This window comes from Streptomyces sp. NPDC007896 (assembly GCF_042959425.1).
Taxonomy (GTDB): domain Bacteria; phylum Actinomycetota; class Actinomycetes; order Streptomycetales; family Streptomycetaceae; genus Streptomyces.
On the sequence record NZ_JBIBKX010000024.1, the window covers coordinates 37,524 to 53,062 of the forward strand.

The 15,539-nt window shown below is 69.2% G+C and carries 17 protein-coding genes and 1 pseudogene; 7 read left to right on the plus strand and 11 right to left on the minus strand.

Going from position 1 to position 15,539, the window contains the following annotated elements; genetic code table 11:
• The first annotated feature begins 197 nt into the window (after window positions 1-197).
• Window positions 198-1,268, plus strand: coding sequence for an LLM class flavin-dependent oxidoreductase (locus ACFZDJ_RS47590; protein WP_391068818.1), 1,071 nt, complete (start codon window positions 198-200; stop codon window positions 1,266-1,268).
• A 15-nt stretch (window positions 1,269-1,283) separates the two neighbouring features.
• Window positions 1,284-2,171, plus strand: a complete 888-nt coding sequence (locus tag ACFZDJ_RS47595; RefSeq protein ID WP_391068821.1) for an ester cyclase — start codon at window positions 1,284-1,286, stop codon at window positions 2,169-2,171.
• Between the two features lie 77 nt (window positions 2,172-2,248).
• On the opposite strand, the gene ACFZDJ_RS47600 is transcribed toward ACFZDJ_RS47595, so the two are convergent.
• Window positions 2,249-2,737 (minus strand): cupin domain-containing protein, encoded by a 489-nt coding sequence (locus ACFZDJ_RS47600; protein ID WP_390941945.1) that lies wholly within the window; start codon window positions 2,735-2,737, stop codon window positions 2,249-2,251.
• 89 nt (window positions 2,738-2,826) lie between these two features.
• On the opposite strand from ACFZDJ_RS47600, the gene ACFZDJ_RS47605 reads away from it, so the two are divergent.
• A complete protein-coding gene (locus tag ACFZDJ_RS47605) occupies window positions 2,827-3,432 on the plus strand; it encodes a TetR family transcriptional regulator (RefSeq protein ID WP_390941943.1) in 606 nt (201 codons plus the stop codon).
• Window positions 3,433-3,447: 15 nt separating this feature from the next.
• Here ACFZDJ_RS47605 and ACFZDJ_RS47610 read toward each other — a convergent pair whose 3' ends face one another.
• The 5 genes from ACFZDJ_RS47610 to ACFZDJ_RS47630 all read right to left on the minus strand — a co-directional run bounded on the left by ACFZDJ_RS47610 (window position 3,448) and on the right by ACFZDJ_RS47630 (window position 8,862).
• Window positions 3,448-4,533 (minus strand): FAD-dependent oxidoreductase, encoded by a 1,086-nt coding sequence (locus ACFZDJ_RS47610; protein ID WP_391068823.1) that lies wholly within the window; start codon window positions 4,531-4,533, stop codon window positions 3,448-3,450.
• Between the two features lie 40 nt (window positions 4,534-4,573).
• Complete coding sequence (locus ACFZDJ_RS47615) at window positions 4,574-5,425, minus strand: pirin-like C-terminal cupin domain-containing protein (RefSeq protein ID WP_391068826.1); 852 nt, start codon at window positions 5,423-5,425, stop codon at window positions 4,574-4,576.
• Between the two features lie 29 nt (window positions 5,426-5,454).
• Window positions 5,455-6,984 carry a DHA2 family efflux MFS transporter permease subunit gene (locus ACFZDJ_RS47620; protein WP_391068829.1) on the minus strand — a complete coding sequence of 510 codons (1,530 nt, stop codon included), beginning with the start codon at window positions 6,982-6,984 and terminating at the stop codon, window positions 5,455-5,457.
• A gap of 95 nt (window positions 6,985-7,079) precedes the next feature.
• Window positions 7,080-7,994, minus strand: a complete 915-nt coding sequence (locus ACFZDJ_RS47625) for a VOC family protein (RefSeq protein WP_266580105.1) — start codon at window positions 7,992-7,994, stop codon at window positions 7,080-7,082.
• Between the two features lie 52 nt (window positions 7,995-8,046).
• Window positions 8,047-8,862 carry an FCD domain-containing protein gene (locus tag ACFZDJ_RS47630; RefSeq protein WP_391068832.1) on the minus strand — a complete coding sequence of 272 codons (816 nt, stop codon included), beginning with the start codon at window positions 8,860-8,862 and terminating at the stop codon, window positions 8,047-8,049.
• 136 nt (window positions 8,863-8,998) lie between these two features.
• Here ACFZDJ_RS47630 and ACFZDJ_RS47635 point away from each other — a divergent pair, with 136 nt between their 5' ends.
• The 4 genes from ACFZDJ_RS47635 to ACFZDJ_RS47650 are packed head-to-tail and all read left to right on the plus strand — an operon-like array spanning window position 8,999 to window position 11,053.
• The gene (locus ACFZDJ_RS47635; RefSeq protein WP_391068835.1) at window positions 8,999-9,907 is read left to right on the plus strand and encodes a fumarylacetoacetate hydrolase family protein; all 909 of its coding nucleotides are present in this window, start codon (window positions 8,999-9,001) and stop codon (window positions 9,905-9,907) included.
• A gap of 31 nt (window positions 9,908-9,938) precedes the next feature.
• Window positions 9,939-10,112, plus strand: a complete 174-nt coding sequence (locus ACFZDJ_RS47640; RefSeq protein WP_391068838.1) for a hypothetical protein — start codon at window positions 9,939-9,941, stop codon at window positions 10,110-10,112.
• A complete protein-coding gene (locus ACFZDJ_RS47645) occupies window positions 10,109-10,315 on the plus strand; it encodes an alcohol dehydrogenase catalytic domain-containing protein (protein ID WP_391068842.1) in 207 nt (68 codons plus the stop codon). The genes ACFZDJ_RS47640 and ACFZDJ_RS47645 overlap by 4 nt, the downstream gene beginning before the upstream one ends.
• Before the next feature lie 15 nt (window positions 10,316-10,330).
• The gene (locus ACFZDJ_RS47650) at window positions 10,331-11,053 is read left to right on the plus strand and encodes a zinc-binding dehydrogenase (RefSeq protein WP_391068845.1); all 723 of its coding nucleotides are present in this window, start codon (window positions 10,331-10,333) and stop codon (window positions 11,051-11,053) included.
• 70 nt (window positions 11,054-11,123) lie between these two features.
• On the opposite strand, the gene ACFZDJ_RS47655 is transcribed toward ACFZDJ_RS47650, so the two are convergent.
• The 5 genes and pseudogenes from ACFZDJ_RS47655 to ACFZDJ_RS47675 all read right to left on the minus strand — a co-directional run bounded on the left by ACFZDJ_RS47655 (window position 11,124) and on the right by ACFZDJ_RS47675 (window position 15,349).
• A complete protein-coding gene (locus ACFZDJ_RS47655; protein ID WP_390941848.1) occupies window positions 11,124-11,807 on the minus strand; it encodes a TetR family transcriptional regulator in 684 nt (227 codons plus the stop codon).
• A gap of 87 nt (window positions 11,808-11,894) precedes the next feature.
• Window positions 11,895-12,695, minus strand: a complete 801-nt coding sequence (locus tag ACFZDJ_RS47660; RefSeq protein ID WP_391068847.1) for an FCD domain-containing protein — start codon at window positions 12,693-12,695, stop codon at window positions 11,895-11,897.
• A gap of 176 nt (window positions 12,696-12,871) precedes the next feature.
• Window positions 12,872-13,231 (minus strand): nuclear transport factor 2 family protein, encoded by a 360-nt coding sequence (locus ACFZDJ_RS47665; RefSeq protein ID WP_391068850.1) that lies wholly within the window; start codon window positions 13,229-13,231, stop codon window positions 12,872-12,874.
• A gap of 11 nt (window positions 13,232-13,242) precedes the next feature.
• Entirely contained in the window at window positions 13,243-13,716 is a 474-nt protein-coding gene (locus tag ACFZDJ_RS47670) for an AtaL-like protein (protein WP_390941842.1), read from the minus strand.
• A 530-nt stretch (window positions 13,717-14,246) separates the two neighbouring features.
• Window positions 14,247-15,349: pseudogene (locus tag ACFZDJ_RS47675) on the minus strand (FAD-dependent oxidoreductase).
• Between the last annotated feature and the right edge of the window lie 190 nt (window positions 15,350-15,539).

The window sequence follows — 15,539 nt, forward strand, 5'->3', positions numbered from 1 at the left end:
ACTCGAAAAGAGTATCCACTTATCACCCCCCACTCGACGCGACGGGGCCGAATCGACGCCCTCTCCTCCTAGAGGTCACGCGAAGTGCATCCAAAAAGCAGGAGGCGGATGCGACCAACCTTGCCCAGAGCCTTGACGCGAGAGAGGTAAGTCAGTTTTTACTTACCTCACCGACCGAGTAACACGGAGGCAACAGGATGCGGTTCTTCCTCTACAACAACGCCCAGTCCCCCGGCCCCGAGGCCGACACCCGGATCATCGAGGCCCTCGTCGAACAGTCCCTTCTCGCCGACCGTTCGGGCTTCGAGGGCATAGCCCTGACCGAGCACCACTTCGACAACTACAACACCTACGGCAACGCGTTCATGATGGCGGCCTACCTGGCCCCACAGCTGACGCAGGCGACGCTCCTGCTCGCCCTCACGGTCCCCGCGACCCAGAACCCGATCGAACTCGCCGAACGGGCCAACCTCCTCGACCAATTGACGAAGGGGCGGGCCATCATCGGTGTGGGTCCCGGGAGTTCACCGGTGGAGTTCACCGGTCTGGGCCGCGACCACGCCACACGGCACGCCGCCATGGAAGAGGCCCTCGAAATCGCCGAGCAGGCCTGGGCGCTGGAGCAGGACACCGAGCCCCTCACCTACTCCACCGCCTACGACCACGGCGAAGTGACCGGGCGGATCATGCCCGGACCCTACGGCGGCAAGCCGCGACCCCGCCTGGCCCGCGGCACCCTCTCCGACGACGGCTTCCGCTTCGCGGCCGCACGCGGCTGGCCGGTGTTCTTCGGCCGCTACCCGGCCCCGCAGATCGCGGACAAGCTCGCCTTGTACCGCACAACGCTCGAAGAGACCGGCCACTCCCCCGAGGCGATCGAAGAGGCCTTGCGCTGGTCCTTCGTCCAGAAGATGGTCTACGTCGCCGACACCGACGAACAGGCGCTGGCCGACCTGATCGAGCCCGTCCGCTTCTACCAGTCGCTCATCGGGCGGGCCTTCCCGAAGCCCAAGGGCGACCACGTGGGCGAGGGAGTCGACGTCCGCAAGGCATTGGGCGCGGCGGCGGGCGACCCGCGGGAGTTCCTCGACGCCGCCGCCTTCTACGGCTCCCCCGAGACCGTCGCCAAGAAGATCGAGGAGCTGACTCCGACCGGGCTCCAGAACCTCGCCTGCCACATGTACTTCGGCGACATGCCCGTGGAAAAGGTGAACCGCTCCATGGAGCTGTTCATCAACGAGGTCATGCCCCGATTCACCGACCACTGAGCAAGGAGGCACCCCATGACCGACACCACCGATCAACGGCCCCTTGACGGTCCGGACGCCGCCGCGTTCTTCGAGCGGGGCATGGCCGGTGATCCCGGTCCCGGCTTCCGCGCGCTGGCCGCGGCGGATCCCGCGTATCTGCACGCGTTCCAGGAGTACACGGCGTTCGTCTATGACCGCCGGGACAGGACCCTGCCCACGCAGGTGCGCCATCTCGTCGTCGTCGCGCTCCTCGCGGGAACCGGCGAGTGGGCGCAGATGCGCGTGCACACCCGGCGTGCGCTGCTGGACGGCATCGCACCGGCCGAGCTGCTGCAGGCGCTGGAGTACACCGCGGTGGCCTGCGGGACGGCGGCCGTCGTGGAGGGGGCGCGGATCGTGGCCGAGGAAGTGGCCGCGTACGAGGGTCCCGGCACGATGGCGATCCGGTCGGCGCTCACCGACGCGGCCCGTGTGGAGCGGAACAAGGAAACCTTCCGACGCCTGCAGTACGAGGTGATCGTGGGCGGACGCGACGAGCTGATCGAGGAGATCTTCTCGCCGGAGTTCACCACGCTGCGCGCCGGTCTTGCCGATCTGGCGGCGGCCTCGGGGCAGGCGTCGTATCCGTCCGCCGGTAGCGTGCACGACCGTTTCCGCGCCGGGCTCGCGGGGATGAAGCTGGCCCTGGGCGACCAGGAACGCGAGATCGTCGAACTCCACGGCACGGGTGACCTCCTGTGGGCGCGCTTCGACATCCGCGCCACCCACACCGGCACCTTCCTCGGCCGTCCGGCCACCGGCAAGGCCGTCACGTACACCGAGGTCGCGTTCCTGCGCTTCGACGAGGACGGGCGTATCGCCGAAGGCTGGTTCCTGTGCGACGAGTTCAACCTCGCCGCACAGTTGGGCGCCGCTTCCTAGGCGACTACGTCACGGTGCCTGTCTCCCCTGGTCGAAGGGGAGACAGGCACCGTTGTTCGCACAGCGATTTCAGCCGGTCAGCCGGCCGGGGCGGGCGGCGGGCCGACGATCTCGACGTCGTACTTCGCCGCCAGCCTGCGCAGTTCGTCCATGTCCGGCCGGACCGACGTCGGCGGCACGACCCTGGTCTCGGCCGGCACCCCGGCCTCGCGGTGGAAGGCCTCGATGCCGCCGGGGAGGGAGAACTCCAGCATCCGCACCTCGATGTCACCGACCGCGTTGACCTGGTGCGGGACTCCGCGCGGCAGCCAGATGAACGAACCGGGGCCGCATTCGTGCACGTCGTCCCCGCATCGGGCCTTGACCCTCCCTTCCAGGACGTAGAAGGCCTCGTCGTGCTTGTGGTGGATGTGCAGCGGTCCGGCCATGCCGGGCTTGGCCCGCACTTCGAGGACACCGAACTTCCCGTCGGTATCGTCGGCGGAGGCCAGCACGGTCATGAGGGACTCCATGTACCAGACGGCGGTGCCGTCGGCCTCGGTCGCGACAAAACCGGGTGCGGTCATGAGCATCTCCAAGAGGCTGTTCGGAGAGATAAGTAAAATTATACTTATTTTCAGTAATGGTCGTATGAGGTCGAAGGAGGTAGGGGCACGTGGCGAGAGACGCCGATCTGACCCGGCAACGGATCATGGAAGCCGCTTTGGAGGAGTTCTCCGACAAGGGGCGCGCCGGGGCGCGGGTCGAGTCGATCGCCCAGCGAGCCGGGGTCAGCGTACGCATGCTGTACGTCTACTTCGGCAACAAGGACGGGCTGTACGAGGCAGTGTTGCGCGAGCACGTCACGCAGCGCGCCTCGGCCCTGTCGGACGTGTCCGTCCCCCTGGCCGACTTCGCGCCCCGGCACTTCGCCGAGCTCCGGCGGGACGAGACCTTCGTACGGCTCGTCATGTGGGAGGGGCTGACCACCTCCGCCGCGCACCCTCCCGTCAGCGAGGAGGAGCGCAGCGAACGATACGCGGAGGTCCTCGACTATCTGAAGGGACGGCGGGACGCGGGCGAACTGGACCCGTCGCTCGACACCGAGATGGCGCTGCTGGCCGTGATCGCCCTGGCGTCCTTCCCGTCCGCCTTCGGGCAGATCGTCCACATGGCCACGGGCCTGCGCCCCACAGAGCCCGCGTTCGTCGAACGCTACGAGACGTTCCTGCGCGACCTCGCCCTCCGCCTGGCACCCCAGGCTCCACCGAGCCAGGAGTGACCCGCGCCTTGTCGGTCAGTTCGTCTGCGTACCGAACAGCTGGCTGAAGCGGCCCGTCATCAGGTCCGCTCCCTTGTGCTGGGAGGTGACTTCAGGGCCCAGGACTCCCTGACCAGGGACCTGGGCGGCTCCCCCCGTCGGGCCTAGCGGCAGAAGGATGGCGGCCGGACCCGGCTGATGGGTGGCGAGTTCTCCTGTGCCTCCAATAAGGGCCTTGATGTTGCCGACGACCACGTTCGCGTGGCGCATCGCCGTGCCGGCGCGCTTGGACTCGGCGATGTCGGTGATGTCGCCGAGGGCGAAGACCGTTTCCTGTCCCTTGACCTGGAGGGTGTCGGCCACCGAGACCTGCCCGTTCGCCTCGCGGACGTCCGCCAGCGCGCCGGCGAGGTAGCCGGTGTGGGGCACCACGCCGAAGCAGCGGAACCAGATGTCGGCGGCGATGTCGACGTCGGAGGCGGTGCTGACGTGGAAGGTGGCGCGCTCGCCGGGCGCGGTGGAGGGGTTCTCCTTGAGCGGTGAGCCGAGGACGAGCTGGACGTCCAGCTCTCCGAGCTGGCGACGGACCTCCTCGCGCAGCTCGGGGGCGTACTCGCTGAGGATGTCGGCCACCGGGTCCACGATGACGACCTTCTTCTCCGGCCAGACGGCCTTGATCTCGCCGGCGAACTCCAGGCCGACCGGTCCGGCGCCCAGCAACAACACATGGTCGGCGGCCTGGAGGTCGTCGTGGGCCTCCCGGTACTTCCGCTGGGCCGCGGCGGTGTCGTCGAGGTCGGTCTTGGCGGGGAAGGGGTAGCCGGAGCCGGTGGCCAGCACGATGTAGTCGGCCGCCAGCTCCGAGCCCGAGGCCAGGGTCACCCGTCCCGGTTCCACGCGCACCGCGCGGTCGCGCACCACGCGCCCGTTGGTGAGCAGCTTGTCGTAGGGGAAGAAGATCTGTGGGAGGAACTCCAGGTCCACCACGGCGCGCAGGGCGCCGACGGCGTGGAAGAAGGCGTCCTTGGGCTCGACGAGAACGACGTCGGCAATCTCGTCCAGTGCCTTGGCCGCGGCGCTTCCGCCGTAACCGCCGCCGATGACCACTACGGTCGGGGACATCTGTGCTCCTTCATGTCGTGTGTGCTCTGCATGTCTTGCGTCACGGTGCCGTCAGCAGCCCGTGCATCTCGCCCGACTGGTAGCGCTCGACGGCTTCGGTGACGCGGCTACGGCTGGAGAGGCAGAATCCGCCGTACATGTACGCGGGGGTGCGCAGCGGCCTGCCCGCCCCGAACAGGAACTGTGCGCCCTGCTCACCGGCGGCCAACTCCACGGCGCCCGTGCCGGGTTCGAACACGGCGAGGCCGGCCGGGCCCAGCTCGCCGCGGCTCTCGGGTGTGGCGATACGGCCGTCTCCCTCGACTGTCATCACGAAGCCTCGGAACTCGGGGTCCACGGGGATCTCGACGCGGGCGCCGGGCCCCAGCATCAGGTCGTAGACGTGCGATCCGGCCGCCTCACGCACCGGCGAGCGCAGGCCGAACGCCTCGCCCGCCACCACGCGGACCCGCACGCCCTCGGCGAGTTCGTCCGAGGGCAGCTCCTGCGGGGTGAAGTGCATGCCGTACGGATTGTCCTGCTCGGCGGTCTCGGGAAGTCGTACGAAGATCTGCGCGCCGTGTCCGAGCCGCCCGACCTCCTCCACGACCTCGTCGTGCACGATGCCCGAGCCTGCGACGGTCCAGTGGACCCCGCCCGGTTCGATCATGCTCGTGTCGCCGAGGCTGTCCCGGTTGTGGAACCGGGTGGTGGAGTCGTCGAACAGGTAGGTGACCGCGGAGAACCCGGCGTGCGGATGCGGCGCGAAGACCGGTCCGGTCATCCGGAAGAGGTCTGTGTTGAGGAACGGATCGAGGTCGACGGCGAAGCGCGCCCCGCGAGCGGAGAACAGTGTCCCCCTCTCATGGGTGTCGAGCTCCATGACGGTGGACAGGGCTCGGGGCCTGTTCATGCCTTACTCCTTCTTCTCGTCTGCTGGGGTCAGCCCAAGTGGGCGGTCGGGGCGGACTCTCCGTGGTCCTGCTTCTTCGCGTTGATGGCGAACACGGTGATCAGCAGACCGGCCACGAACAGGGACGCCGCGACGGCGAAGGCCGTGGTGTAGCCGTGCGTCAGGGCCTCGCCGGCCTTGGCCACCGTGGCGAAGTCCCTCATGGCAATGGCCCGGTAGAAGGTGCCCGCGGCCTCCGGCAGCCGGTCGTTCGCCGCCGAGGTCGAGATCGTGGTGAGTACCGCCAGGCCCAGGGCGCCGCCGATCTGCTGCGCGGTGTTGAGCAGCGCGGAGGCGATACCGGAGTCCTGGTCGCGCACTCCGCTGACCGCGCCGAGGGTCATCGGGACGAAGCTCATGCCGAGGCCGAGCGCGGTGACGAACATGGCGGGCATCAGGTGCGTCGCGTAGGAGGAGCCCGGCTCCAGCCTGCTGAACCAGAACATGCCCGCGGCGCCGACCACGAGGCCGGGGCCGGCGATCTGCCGGGGTGCCAGGCGGGCGACCAGCTTGGAGCTGATCCCCGCGGCCATTCCCATGCCGAAGCTGAACGGCAGGTAGGCGAACCCGGTCTTGACCGGGCTGTAGCCGAGGATCTGCTGCATGTACAGCGTCAGGAAGTAGAAGGTGGCGAACATACCCGCGCCCAGGAACAGCATGGTCGCGTACGACCCGGCGCGGTTGCGGTCCTTGAACAGGCGCAGCGGCAGCATCGGATGCGTGGTCCGCACCTGGAGGACGAGGAAGAGCACCAGCAGGACGACGGCCACGCCGAAGAAGGCCATGGTCAGGGTGTCGGTCCAGCCGTCCTGACCGCCGCGCGTGATGCCGTAGACGAGGGCGATCAGGCCGCCGGTGCCGGTGATCGCTCCGGGCACGTCGAGGCGTCCGGTGTTGCGCTCGCCCTCGGCGAGCAGCTTCGTCCCGGTGAGTACGGCGACGCCGATGGGGATGTTGACGAAGAACACCCAGCGCCAGTCGAGGTAGTCGGTCAGGACTCCGCCGAGGAGAAGTCCGACCGTGGAGCCGAGTCCGGCCATGGCCGCGTACACGCCCATCGCCTTGTTGCGCGGCTTGCCCTCGGGGAAGTTGGTCGCTATCAGAGAGAGCGCGGTGGGCGCGGAGATCGAGGCGCCGATGCCCTGGAGGATGCGGGCGCCGATCAGCAGTCCCTCGTTCGGCGCGAGGCCACCCAGTACCGAGGCGAGCGTGAACACCGTGATGCCGATACGGAACATGCGGCGCCGCCCGAACAGGTCGCCGGCCCGGCCGCCGAGCAGGAGCAGGCCGCCGAAGGCCAGCGCGTACGCGTTCACGATCCACGACAGGTTCGACGCCGAGACGTCGAGGTCGGTCTGGATGCTCGGCAGCGCGATGTTCGTGATCGTGCCGTCGAGCACCACCATCAGTTGCGCGGCGGCGATGACGACGAGGGCGAGGCCCAGGTGGCGCCCGCGGGGAGCCTCTCCCGGTGGAGCGGACTCGGGGTCCGCGGGCGTGGTCGTGCTGTCGGTTGGCATGGCAGGACTCCTGGTTCGGCGGTAGGCCGGAAGCGGCCTCAAAAAATATACAAGCGTTGAGATTTATTCCGCACAGCCCCCGTCCGGCCAGGAACTCAGGAGGGCTTCTCCTCCTGGTTGACGATGAAGTCCGCCGGAATCTCGGGGCTCCAGACGGCGGGCGGGCAGTCCCAGTCGTTCGCCTTCCAGCTGTCCGTGATGCAGTCCATGTCGCTGGAGTACTCGATCCAGCTGCCCCACGGGTCCTGGATGTAGTGGAAGAAGTTGGAGCCCAGCGTGTGCCGGCCGAGTCCCCAGCCGTGGCTGTGGCCGGCGGCGGCCATGGTCCGCGCGCCCATCGCGATCTGGTCGATGTCGGCGACTTCCCAGCTGGAGTGGTGCAGGCCGGGGTGGGTGCCGGGCACGAAGCCGAAGACGTGGTGGTCGCCGGGCCCGGAATTCATGAAGGTGGCCATGCCCCGGATGCGGTCCGACAGGCGCAGGCCCAGAGTGCGGGCGTAGAAGGCCTCGGACGCGTCCAGGTCCGTGCTGAAGACCAGCATGTGGCCGAGACGCCGCGGGCGGGGCTTCTCGTCGGCGGTGAGCCAGCGCGCCTGGTCGACACGGCGGACACGGTCGCCGAAGTTGACCTCGTGGGCGTCCGTGGTGCCGAAGTCCCGCCAGGAGCCGATCTGCTCGTCACGCAGGTTCAGCAGGTTGCCCTCGTGGTCACGGAACCACAGGCCACCAGGGAGCTGGGCGGGCGCGTCGAGCAGGCGCACACCGAGGCCCTCCAGATGGCGCTGCCATTCGGGCAGGGAGTCCGGCTCCACGGCGAACGCGACATGGTGCAGTCGCTTGACGGGTCCTTCCAGCAGGACCGTCTGATCCTGCTCGCGGCCGTCGCAGCGGACCACGACGGCGTTGTCCCGCTCGATCGTCCGCAGTCCGAAGGTGCCGTAGAAGCTCTGGCCCGTATCCAGGGAGGGGAGCTGAAGTCCGTAGTGCAGCAGGCCTTTGACACGCAGCATGGCAATCTCCTCACAGTTCCGGTGCGCCGCGTCCCGACGGGTCGCACCACCTCTAAGTGTGTACACCTTTTGGCGCAGGAGTCCAGTTCTCCGAGGAAGCCATTCCGAGATCCTCACCGCACACCATGACGGTCGCCTGGCCTACGTCGGGGGCCTCCCGGCCGGGCGCGAGGTCGTCTATCACCCGGCGGGCGGTACGCGCGAGATGTCCCGCGATCAGGCGTGCGGCCCGCTCCGGAGCACCCGCCATGACGGTCGCGAACAGGTCATAGTGCTCCTGCCGACGCTGCGGGAACACCCCGGGATGCCGGTCCTGCAGCGTGCGTAGATAGCGCTCACTGCGCTCGGCGTAGGAGGTGATCGTCCGCAGCACCGTGGGGGTGCACCGGCAGACGAGCACGCGATGGAAGGCCCGGTGCGCCTCGTGCCACGCCATGGCGTCCGCCGCCTCTTCGGCACGGTCCATGTCGTGCAGGTGGGCCGACGCTTCCTGCACCTCCTGACGGGTCAGGCGCCCCGCGGTGATCCTCACGCCCATGGCCTCCAGGGAGATCCGCGCCGCGTAGAGACAGTCCAGGTCACCCACGTCCAGGCCCGTGACCCGGCCACGGTGGTTGATGTCGGCGTCGATCAGCCCCTCTTCCTGGAGCATCCGGAACGCCTCGCGCAGCGGGGTGCGGCTGACGTCGAAGACCCGAGCCAGTTCGGCCTGTTTCAGCTCCGTGCCGGGCGGCAGGACGCCGTCCAGGATCAGCCACCGCAGATGGTCGTGGATCTCGACACTGGTGCGCCGGGGATGTGAGATGACCGGCCGCGGCAGGCCCTCGAACAGGTCGAGCAGATCTTCCGTCGCATCCGACCGCGTCACGCGCGTCGCCCGCCTCTCCCCTGCGTCCGGCTTCCCGGGCCTGGCCACAACACCACGCGCAGCTTACCCTTTCCGGCGTAATGTGTATGCACTATGGTCCTGATGCCCCACAGAGCCGCCCACTGGAGGAAGATCCATGCAGTCACCTGACTGGTCGTTGGTGCAGTACCGCACCGGCGACTCCGAGAAGACCGCCGTCGGCGCCCTGATCGACGGGAAGGTGGTCGAAGGGCCCCCCGAGACAGCCGGCCTGACCCTCTTGGAAGTACTGCGCCGGTGGGACGCCTTCGCGCCCGGGCTGCGCCAGTGGACGCCGTCCGCATCCACGGCCATCGTCGATGCCCGGCTCGCGCCTCCCCTGACGTACCCCGGCAAGGTGCTGTGCGCCGGCGCCAACTACTGGGACCACATCGCCGAGATGGGCATCAAACGCCCGAGTGCGCTGGGCGACCCGTTCTTCTTCCTCAAGCCGCCGACGACGACGGTGACGGGACCGGGCGATCCCGTGCCGCTGCCCGCCTACGCCGGCGCGTGCGTCGACTGGGAGGCCGAACTCGCCGTCGTCATCGGCAGGCCGGGCCGTGACCTCACGCCCGGCCAGGCCCTCGACCACGTGGCCGGCTATCTCGCGGCGAACGACATCTCCGCCCGCGACCGGCTCACCTCCGCGCTGCCCGTCGCCGAGCCCTTCACCTTCGACTGGCTGGGGCACAAGGGGCAGGACGGTTTCTGCCCGCTCGGACCGGGGCTCGTGCCCAGCTGGCAGGTACCCGACCCGCAGGACCTGCGGATACGGCTCAGCGTCAACGGCGTGGTGAAGCAGGACTCGTCCACCGCGCAGATGATGGTGCCCATACTTGAGGTGGTCGCGGCGGCGAGCCGCCTCACCCGGCTCGAGCCCGGGGACGTCATCCTCACCGGCACCCCCGCGGGATGCGGAGCGCCGCACGGTGAGTTCCTCGCCGCCGGGGACGAGGTCGTCGTGGAGATCGAACGGATCGGCCGCCTGCACAACACGGTGGTGGCGACGGCCATGACGCCATGAACAGCACGCTGATGCGCCCGGGGGTGACGTCATGAACCGCACACTGACCCGTACGGCGGTGGACTGGCCCGAGCCACTGCCGGTACCCGAGTCCATGCGGGCCGTGGTCTTCCGCCGCTTCGGCCCGCCGGATGTACCGGAACAGGCGGTGCTCGACACACCCCGACCAGGTCCCGGCGAGGTCCTCGTCCAGGCGCCGCGGTGAGCATCAGCCGCCTGCTCGACCTGACGGCACGCGCGGGCCGCCACCCGTACGCGGAGTTCCGGCTGCCGCACGTCCTCGGCGCGGACCATGCCGGTGTCGTCGCCGCGCTGGGCGACGCCGTGGACTCGGTCCGGGTCGGCGACCGGGTGGCGGTGTTCCCGGTCGTGACCTGTGGGACGTGTACGCAATGCGCCGAGGGCTGAGAGGAGGCCTGCGCCTTGCTGGGCTTGATCGGGACCCATCGCCCGGGGGCGTACGCGCAGTTCTGCGTGTCCCCCGCGCGCAACGTCCACCGGGTGCCGGACGGCATCTCGCCCGCGGTGGCCGCGTCGCTCGCGCTGAACGGTCCGGTCGCCGCCAACCAGCTCGCCCAGGCGGGGCTGCGGCCCGGTCACTGGGTGCTCGTCCAGGGTGCCGCTTCGGCCCTGGGATCGGCCACGGCGGCCCTCGCCCGCCACCTGGGCGCGCGGATCATCGCCGCCTCCCGATCGCCCAAGAAACGCGAGGCGCTGGCGGCAGCGGGCGCCGAGGTCGTCCTCGACGCCACCGCACCGGACTTCGCGTCACAGGTGCGCGAGGCCACCGGCGGCCACGGCGCCGACATCGTCGTCGACAACCCGGGCGATCCGACCGTGTGGAAAGCCACGATCGACGCACTGGCCCGCGGCGGCACCGTGGTCACGTCCGGGGCGTTCCTCGGAGGCAAGGTGCAACTGGACCTGCTGCGGCTGTACTCCGACTGCCAACGCGTCATCGGCGTACGCGCCGGGAACCCTGCCTCGGTCGAGGCGCTGTGGACGCAGGTCGAGCGGGGGTTCCGGGCGGTCCTCGACCGGACGTTCCCCATCGCGCATGCCGCCGACGCGCATCGCTATCTGGAGGACGGCAGCAATGTCGGCCGCGTCGCACTGACGCTGGGGCCGGCGGACTGGGAAGTCTGAGCGCCCGGGCCGGTGGGAGTGACGGGCGGCCGGGAGGTACGCCGGCAGGGGCTGCCCTGCGACGCGGACGTCACTCCCCTGCCGACTCCGATCGGTCCGGCTTCTCCGCCTCCTCGGGGGCGATGAGGCTGCGGAACACGGGGACGACGATGCGCAGGATGTCCTCGGTGTCCGCGGCGGCCATGTCCGGCATGCGCAGGAGATAGCGCTGGCTGGCGATGCCCATCAGCATCGCGCTGCACAGCGCGGCCCGCAGCCGGGCGTCCGGGCTCTCGACCATGGCGGCCACCGGGTCGACGCCCTGGGCGGTGACATGGCTGCGCAGAAGTTCGGCGGCCTCTTCGCTGGTCATGCTGGCGCGCAGCAGTACGGCCATGGGGCTGTCCGGATCCGCGGCCCAGGCCCCGAGCATGCCTCGCACAAGATTCTCGACGGTCTGGGCGGGGTCGTCTGTGGTGAGCTCGGCGATGGGGATGTCCCAGTGGACGGCCTCGCGGAACAGCCTGTCCTTGCTGCCGAAGTACTGGATGACCGAGGACTTGTCGACGTCGGCCTCGGCCGCGATGGCCCGGATGGTGGCACGCTCGTAGCCGACTTCGGCGAACTTCCGGCGGGCAGCCTCCAGGATGCGCCGCCGGGTGCGCTCGCCCTTGCGGGGGCAGTCGGCCTCGCCCTCGTTCGCCCGCTTCCTCGGCCGGCCTCGGCCGGATGCCGTCGACTGCGGCACTTCTTCTGTGACATCGGCGGCGGCCACGCTCCGGCCCCTTTCCTCGCTCGCTCGTTCCGAATGCTACGGCGAGGAGGTGCCGCGGCTACGACGAGGAGGCACCGAGCCGGGCCGTCAGGCCTGCCCGCCGCCGACGATCCTGAGGGCCGAGCGCGTGGTGACGGGCTCGTACTCCGGGGCGACATCGGCCATGACGCTCAGGGCGGTACGCGCCAGGTGAACGGCGATGACCTTGGTGGCCTCGGCCTCGTCGTTCGCCTTCAGGGCCTCCAGCAGCGCCTCGTGCTCCTTGTGCGCCCGCGCCCGGGACCCCGGTACGCCCAGCTGGGCAAGGCGGACGTAGCGCTCGCTGTGTTCGGCGAGCGAGGACAGCGTGCGCTGCAACTGTGCTCCGACGGCCCGGGTGGCCATGCGGTGGAACTCACGGTGCGCGGCGTACCACTCGTCCGGCTTCTCGTCGTCCGCGAGGGCCTTCATCCGCACCAGCATCTCGCCCATGCGGTCGAGGTCCTCGCTGGTGAGCGTCTTGGCCGTCGTGGTCACGGCCAGCGCCTCCAGCATGATGCGAGCGCCGTACACGCCGTCCAGGTCCTCGGGGTCCACCGCGCGCACCCGGGCCCGCTGGTCGGGCCTCGCGTCGATGAGGCCCTCCTCCTGGAGAAGCCGGAAGGCCTCGCGCATCGGGGTCCGGCTGACGCCCAGTTTGCGGGCCATCTCCGCCTGGAGCAGCGCCGAGCCCGGAGGCAGTTCGCCACTGAGGATCATGGCGCGCAGCCGGCCGTGCACGTCGAGAGCCATCCGGCGTCCGCCCGTGGCCGCCTCGGAACTCGCACCGGCCGCGGGAGCGCCGTCGACCACCTTCACGGGTCCGTCCGGCTCCCGCTCTTCCGACGATTCGCTCGTATTCCTGGTCACGCCGGGAGTGTACCCAGAGGTGTATCCATTAAGGGCGCGAAGAAGCCCGGACCGGGCGATGACCCGCCGACAGGCCACCGTCCGAGCCCAGGCGGCTCCGGGACTGTATTCACCTTCTGGCGCGCATAGGCAACTGCGGCCGGATCGACAGCCGGTGATCCTGGCGTGTCGAGGGCTCAGGCGAAGAGCGGAGCAAGGTCGAAGTAGACGCGGAAGTCGTCGATGAGGCCGTCCTCGTCGACGTGCCACATGGTGACAGCCGGGATGGTGACGGTGTCTCCGTCCAGCCGGAAGTAGTCGACCATCTCCTCGAAGATGGCGTCAGAACCGGAGTGCCACTCACGGACGACCGTGTGGCGCAGCCCCTTGATGGTGCCGAAGAAGCCACCGACTCCGGCCTCTATCTCCTCGGGTCCGGTCATCGGCTCGTTGTTCCCGAAACGCATGCGGCCCTGCGGGGTGAACAGCCGGCTGAAGCCGGCGGCGTCGGTCGCGTCGACCAGCGCGAACACCTTGGCGGCGAACTCTGTCGTCATGGCAGGTCCTCTCAGACCGAGATTCCGGTGGCGGCGCCGGTGATGCGGCCGCGTACCGCCTTGAGCGTCGTCCGCACCGCGTCGAGGTAGTCGGCCTCCATGTGCGAGGCGAACTCCTTCTCCTCCGCACTGCCCGGCTCCACCCCGTCGACGACGATGCGGAAGGAGAACGTCAGGGCCAACTCTCCGGCTTCGCCGAAGCCGATCTCGTTGTCGATCGTGCCCCTGGCCGTGCCGTGCGTCCGCACGAAGTGCACACGCTGCTTGGGGTAGAACGTGACGACCTCACGCACCGGCTGCCCCACGTGAACGACCTCGCGGACCAGGCCGCCGTCGAACCGGTCGGTCACGGCGCACTCGCTCATGCTGGAGACGTACGTGAGCGGGTTCTCGGCCTTGTCGACCAGGCCCGCCCACACGTCGTCCACCCGGAGCACCGGCTCCGCGCCATCGTTCACGGAAAGAGTGCGGCTCACTTCGATCATGGTGTCCCTCCACGGAATTGAACTCCACCGGCTGATTCGGCGCTGAACCACCGAAGGCCCGCATGTCAAAGTGTGCACACTCCGGGTTCTCCCGTAAAGACGGTTGGGCACTTCTTACGAGAACGTCTCGAACAGTGGGCTCTAAATGTATGCAGTTATGCGGGGCCGCTCTGCTCGGGGTGATCCGCGACCAGGCCGCCCAGGATGCGGGAGGCGAGCAGTACACCGAGTCCACTCGCTTGCGATTCCCCGCTGTGGCCTCGCCGACGAACCATCAGCCCCTGCAGACCGGACGTCGGACCTTCGGCCGGCGGTACGGACGGCCCTCCCGTAGGGCGGCGGTGAACTCGGCTGGCCATGCTCAATCGGACAGGCGAGGACGCATCCACCGCCGAGCACGCGGAAGCTTGAGAGAGGCCCCAGGCACTGAGACTCATGTCGCGTGACATCCCGTGAGACAACCGAGGGACCCGAACCGCGGGTCATCGCGCTGGCTGGGCGGCCGGTTGCCTGGTCGTATTCGGTCACATTCAGCCAGGTTGGAAGAATGCGAGCATTTTCTGGCCGGCGTCCGGCGACGTCAGGATTTCCTGGACGTGCGCGGACTGCCGGCCGGCAGCGCTGGTGCGTTCGAACATCTCGCGTTCGTATTCTTTGACGGCGGCGTGAAAGTCGTCCGGGTGCGCGGCCAGCGCGAGGCCGAGCAGGGCGCCGTCGAGCAGCGCCATGTTGGCGCCCTGCCCCACCGGCGGCATCAGGTGCGCAGGGTGACGTCTGGCGTCGACGGCCAGGTCAGGCCGACCGGAAGAGTGGCGATCGACCGCAGCAGGACCGTGTCGTCGCAGGCTGCGATCAGTGCGGTGAAGCGTGAGTCCCAGCCGGCGAACAGGTCGATCAGCCGCACCCGGGCGGCGGCTGGGTCGCCGAACGGGATGCCACTGACCGCGAACCAGTCCTCGGCGGTGTTGTAGAAGCCGAGGTAGATGCGTACGCGACCATCGCCGTTGCGCTGCGCCGACAGGGACTGTCCGTTGCCGAGCACCCAGTAGTTGCCGCGCCCAACCATCGCCGCGAGGTCGGGGTGGGTGCGGTCGATGTCGGGAATGCCGAGCTCAACGACGTTCTGGCCGGTGTGCGCTGGTCGGGCGTCGGTGAGCAGCGTGCGGACCCGGGAGTCCGCGCCGTCGGCGCCGACCAGCAGGTCATACGTCGCACTGCTGCCCTCGGCGAAGTGCAACAGGCCGTTGTCGGCGGATTCGAACGCGTGCCCCCAGCGCACCGCGTGTTCGGGGAGAGAGTCCAGCAGCAGGTTGCGCAGATCGGCACGGTCGACCTCAGGTCGCTCGAGCGGGGCATCGTCGGGCGTATCCTCCTGCAGCAGCAGGGTGCCGTCCGGCTCAAGAAGTCGCAGGTCCTGGCCTTCACGACGGGCAATCGCGTGGAACTGTTCGACCAGGCCGGCCTCGCGCATCGCCCGCTGCCCGGTCCCGGAGTGCAGATCAAGCATGCCGCCCTGACCGCGCGCCCCGCGCGACGGTTCCCGTTCGTACACGACGGCGTCGATGCCGTTCACGTGCAGCACGCGGGCCAGGGCCAGGCCGCCCAGTCCGGCTCCGACGATGGTGATGGTCATGGTTGCCTCCGATTCACCGTATTGCCTGTTCGTGGGACATCGACGTGGTGCGCGCGGGCCACGACCGGCGGGGCACCGAACGCGATCCCAGATGCGCCGATCGCCTCGGCCGACTCGGCGACCAGTTCGTTCAGCCGGGCGGTGAACTGCTCGGCAAGCCGACGGGAGTTGGCGAACACGATCGTCGACC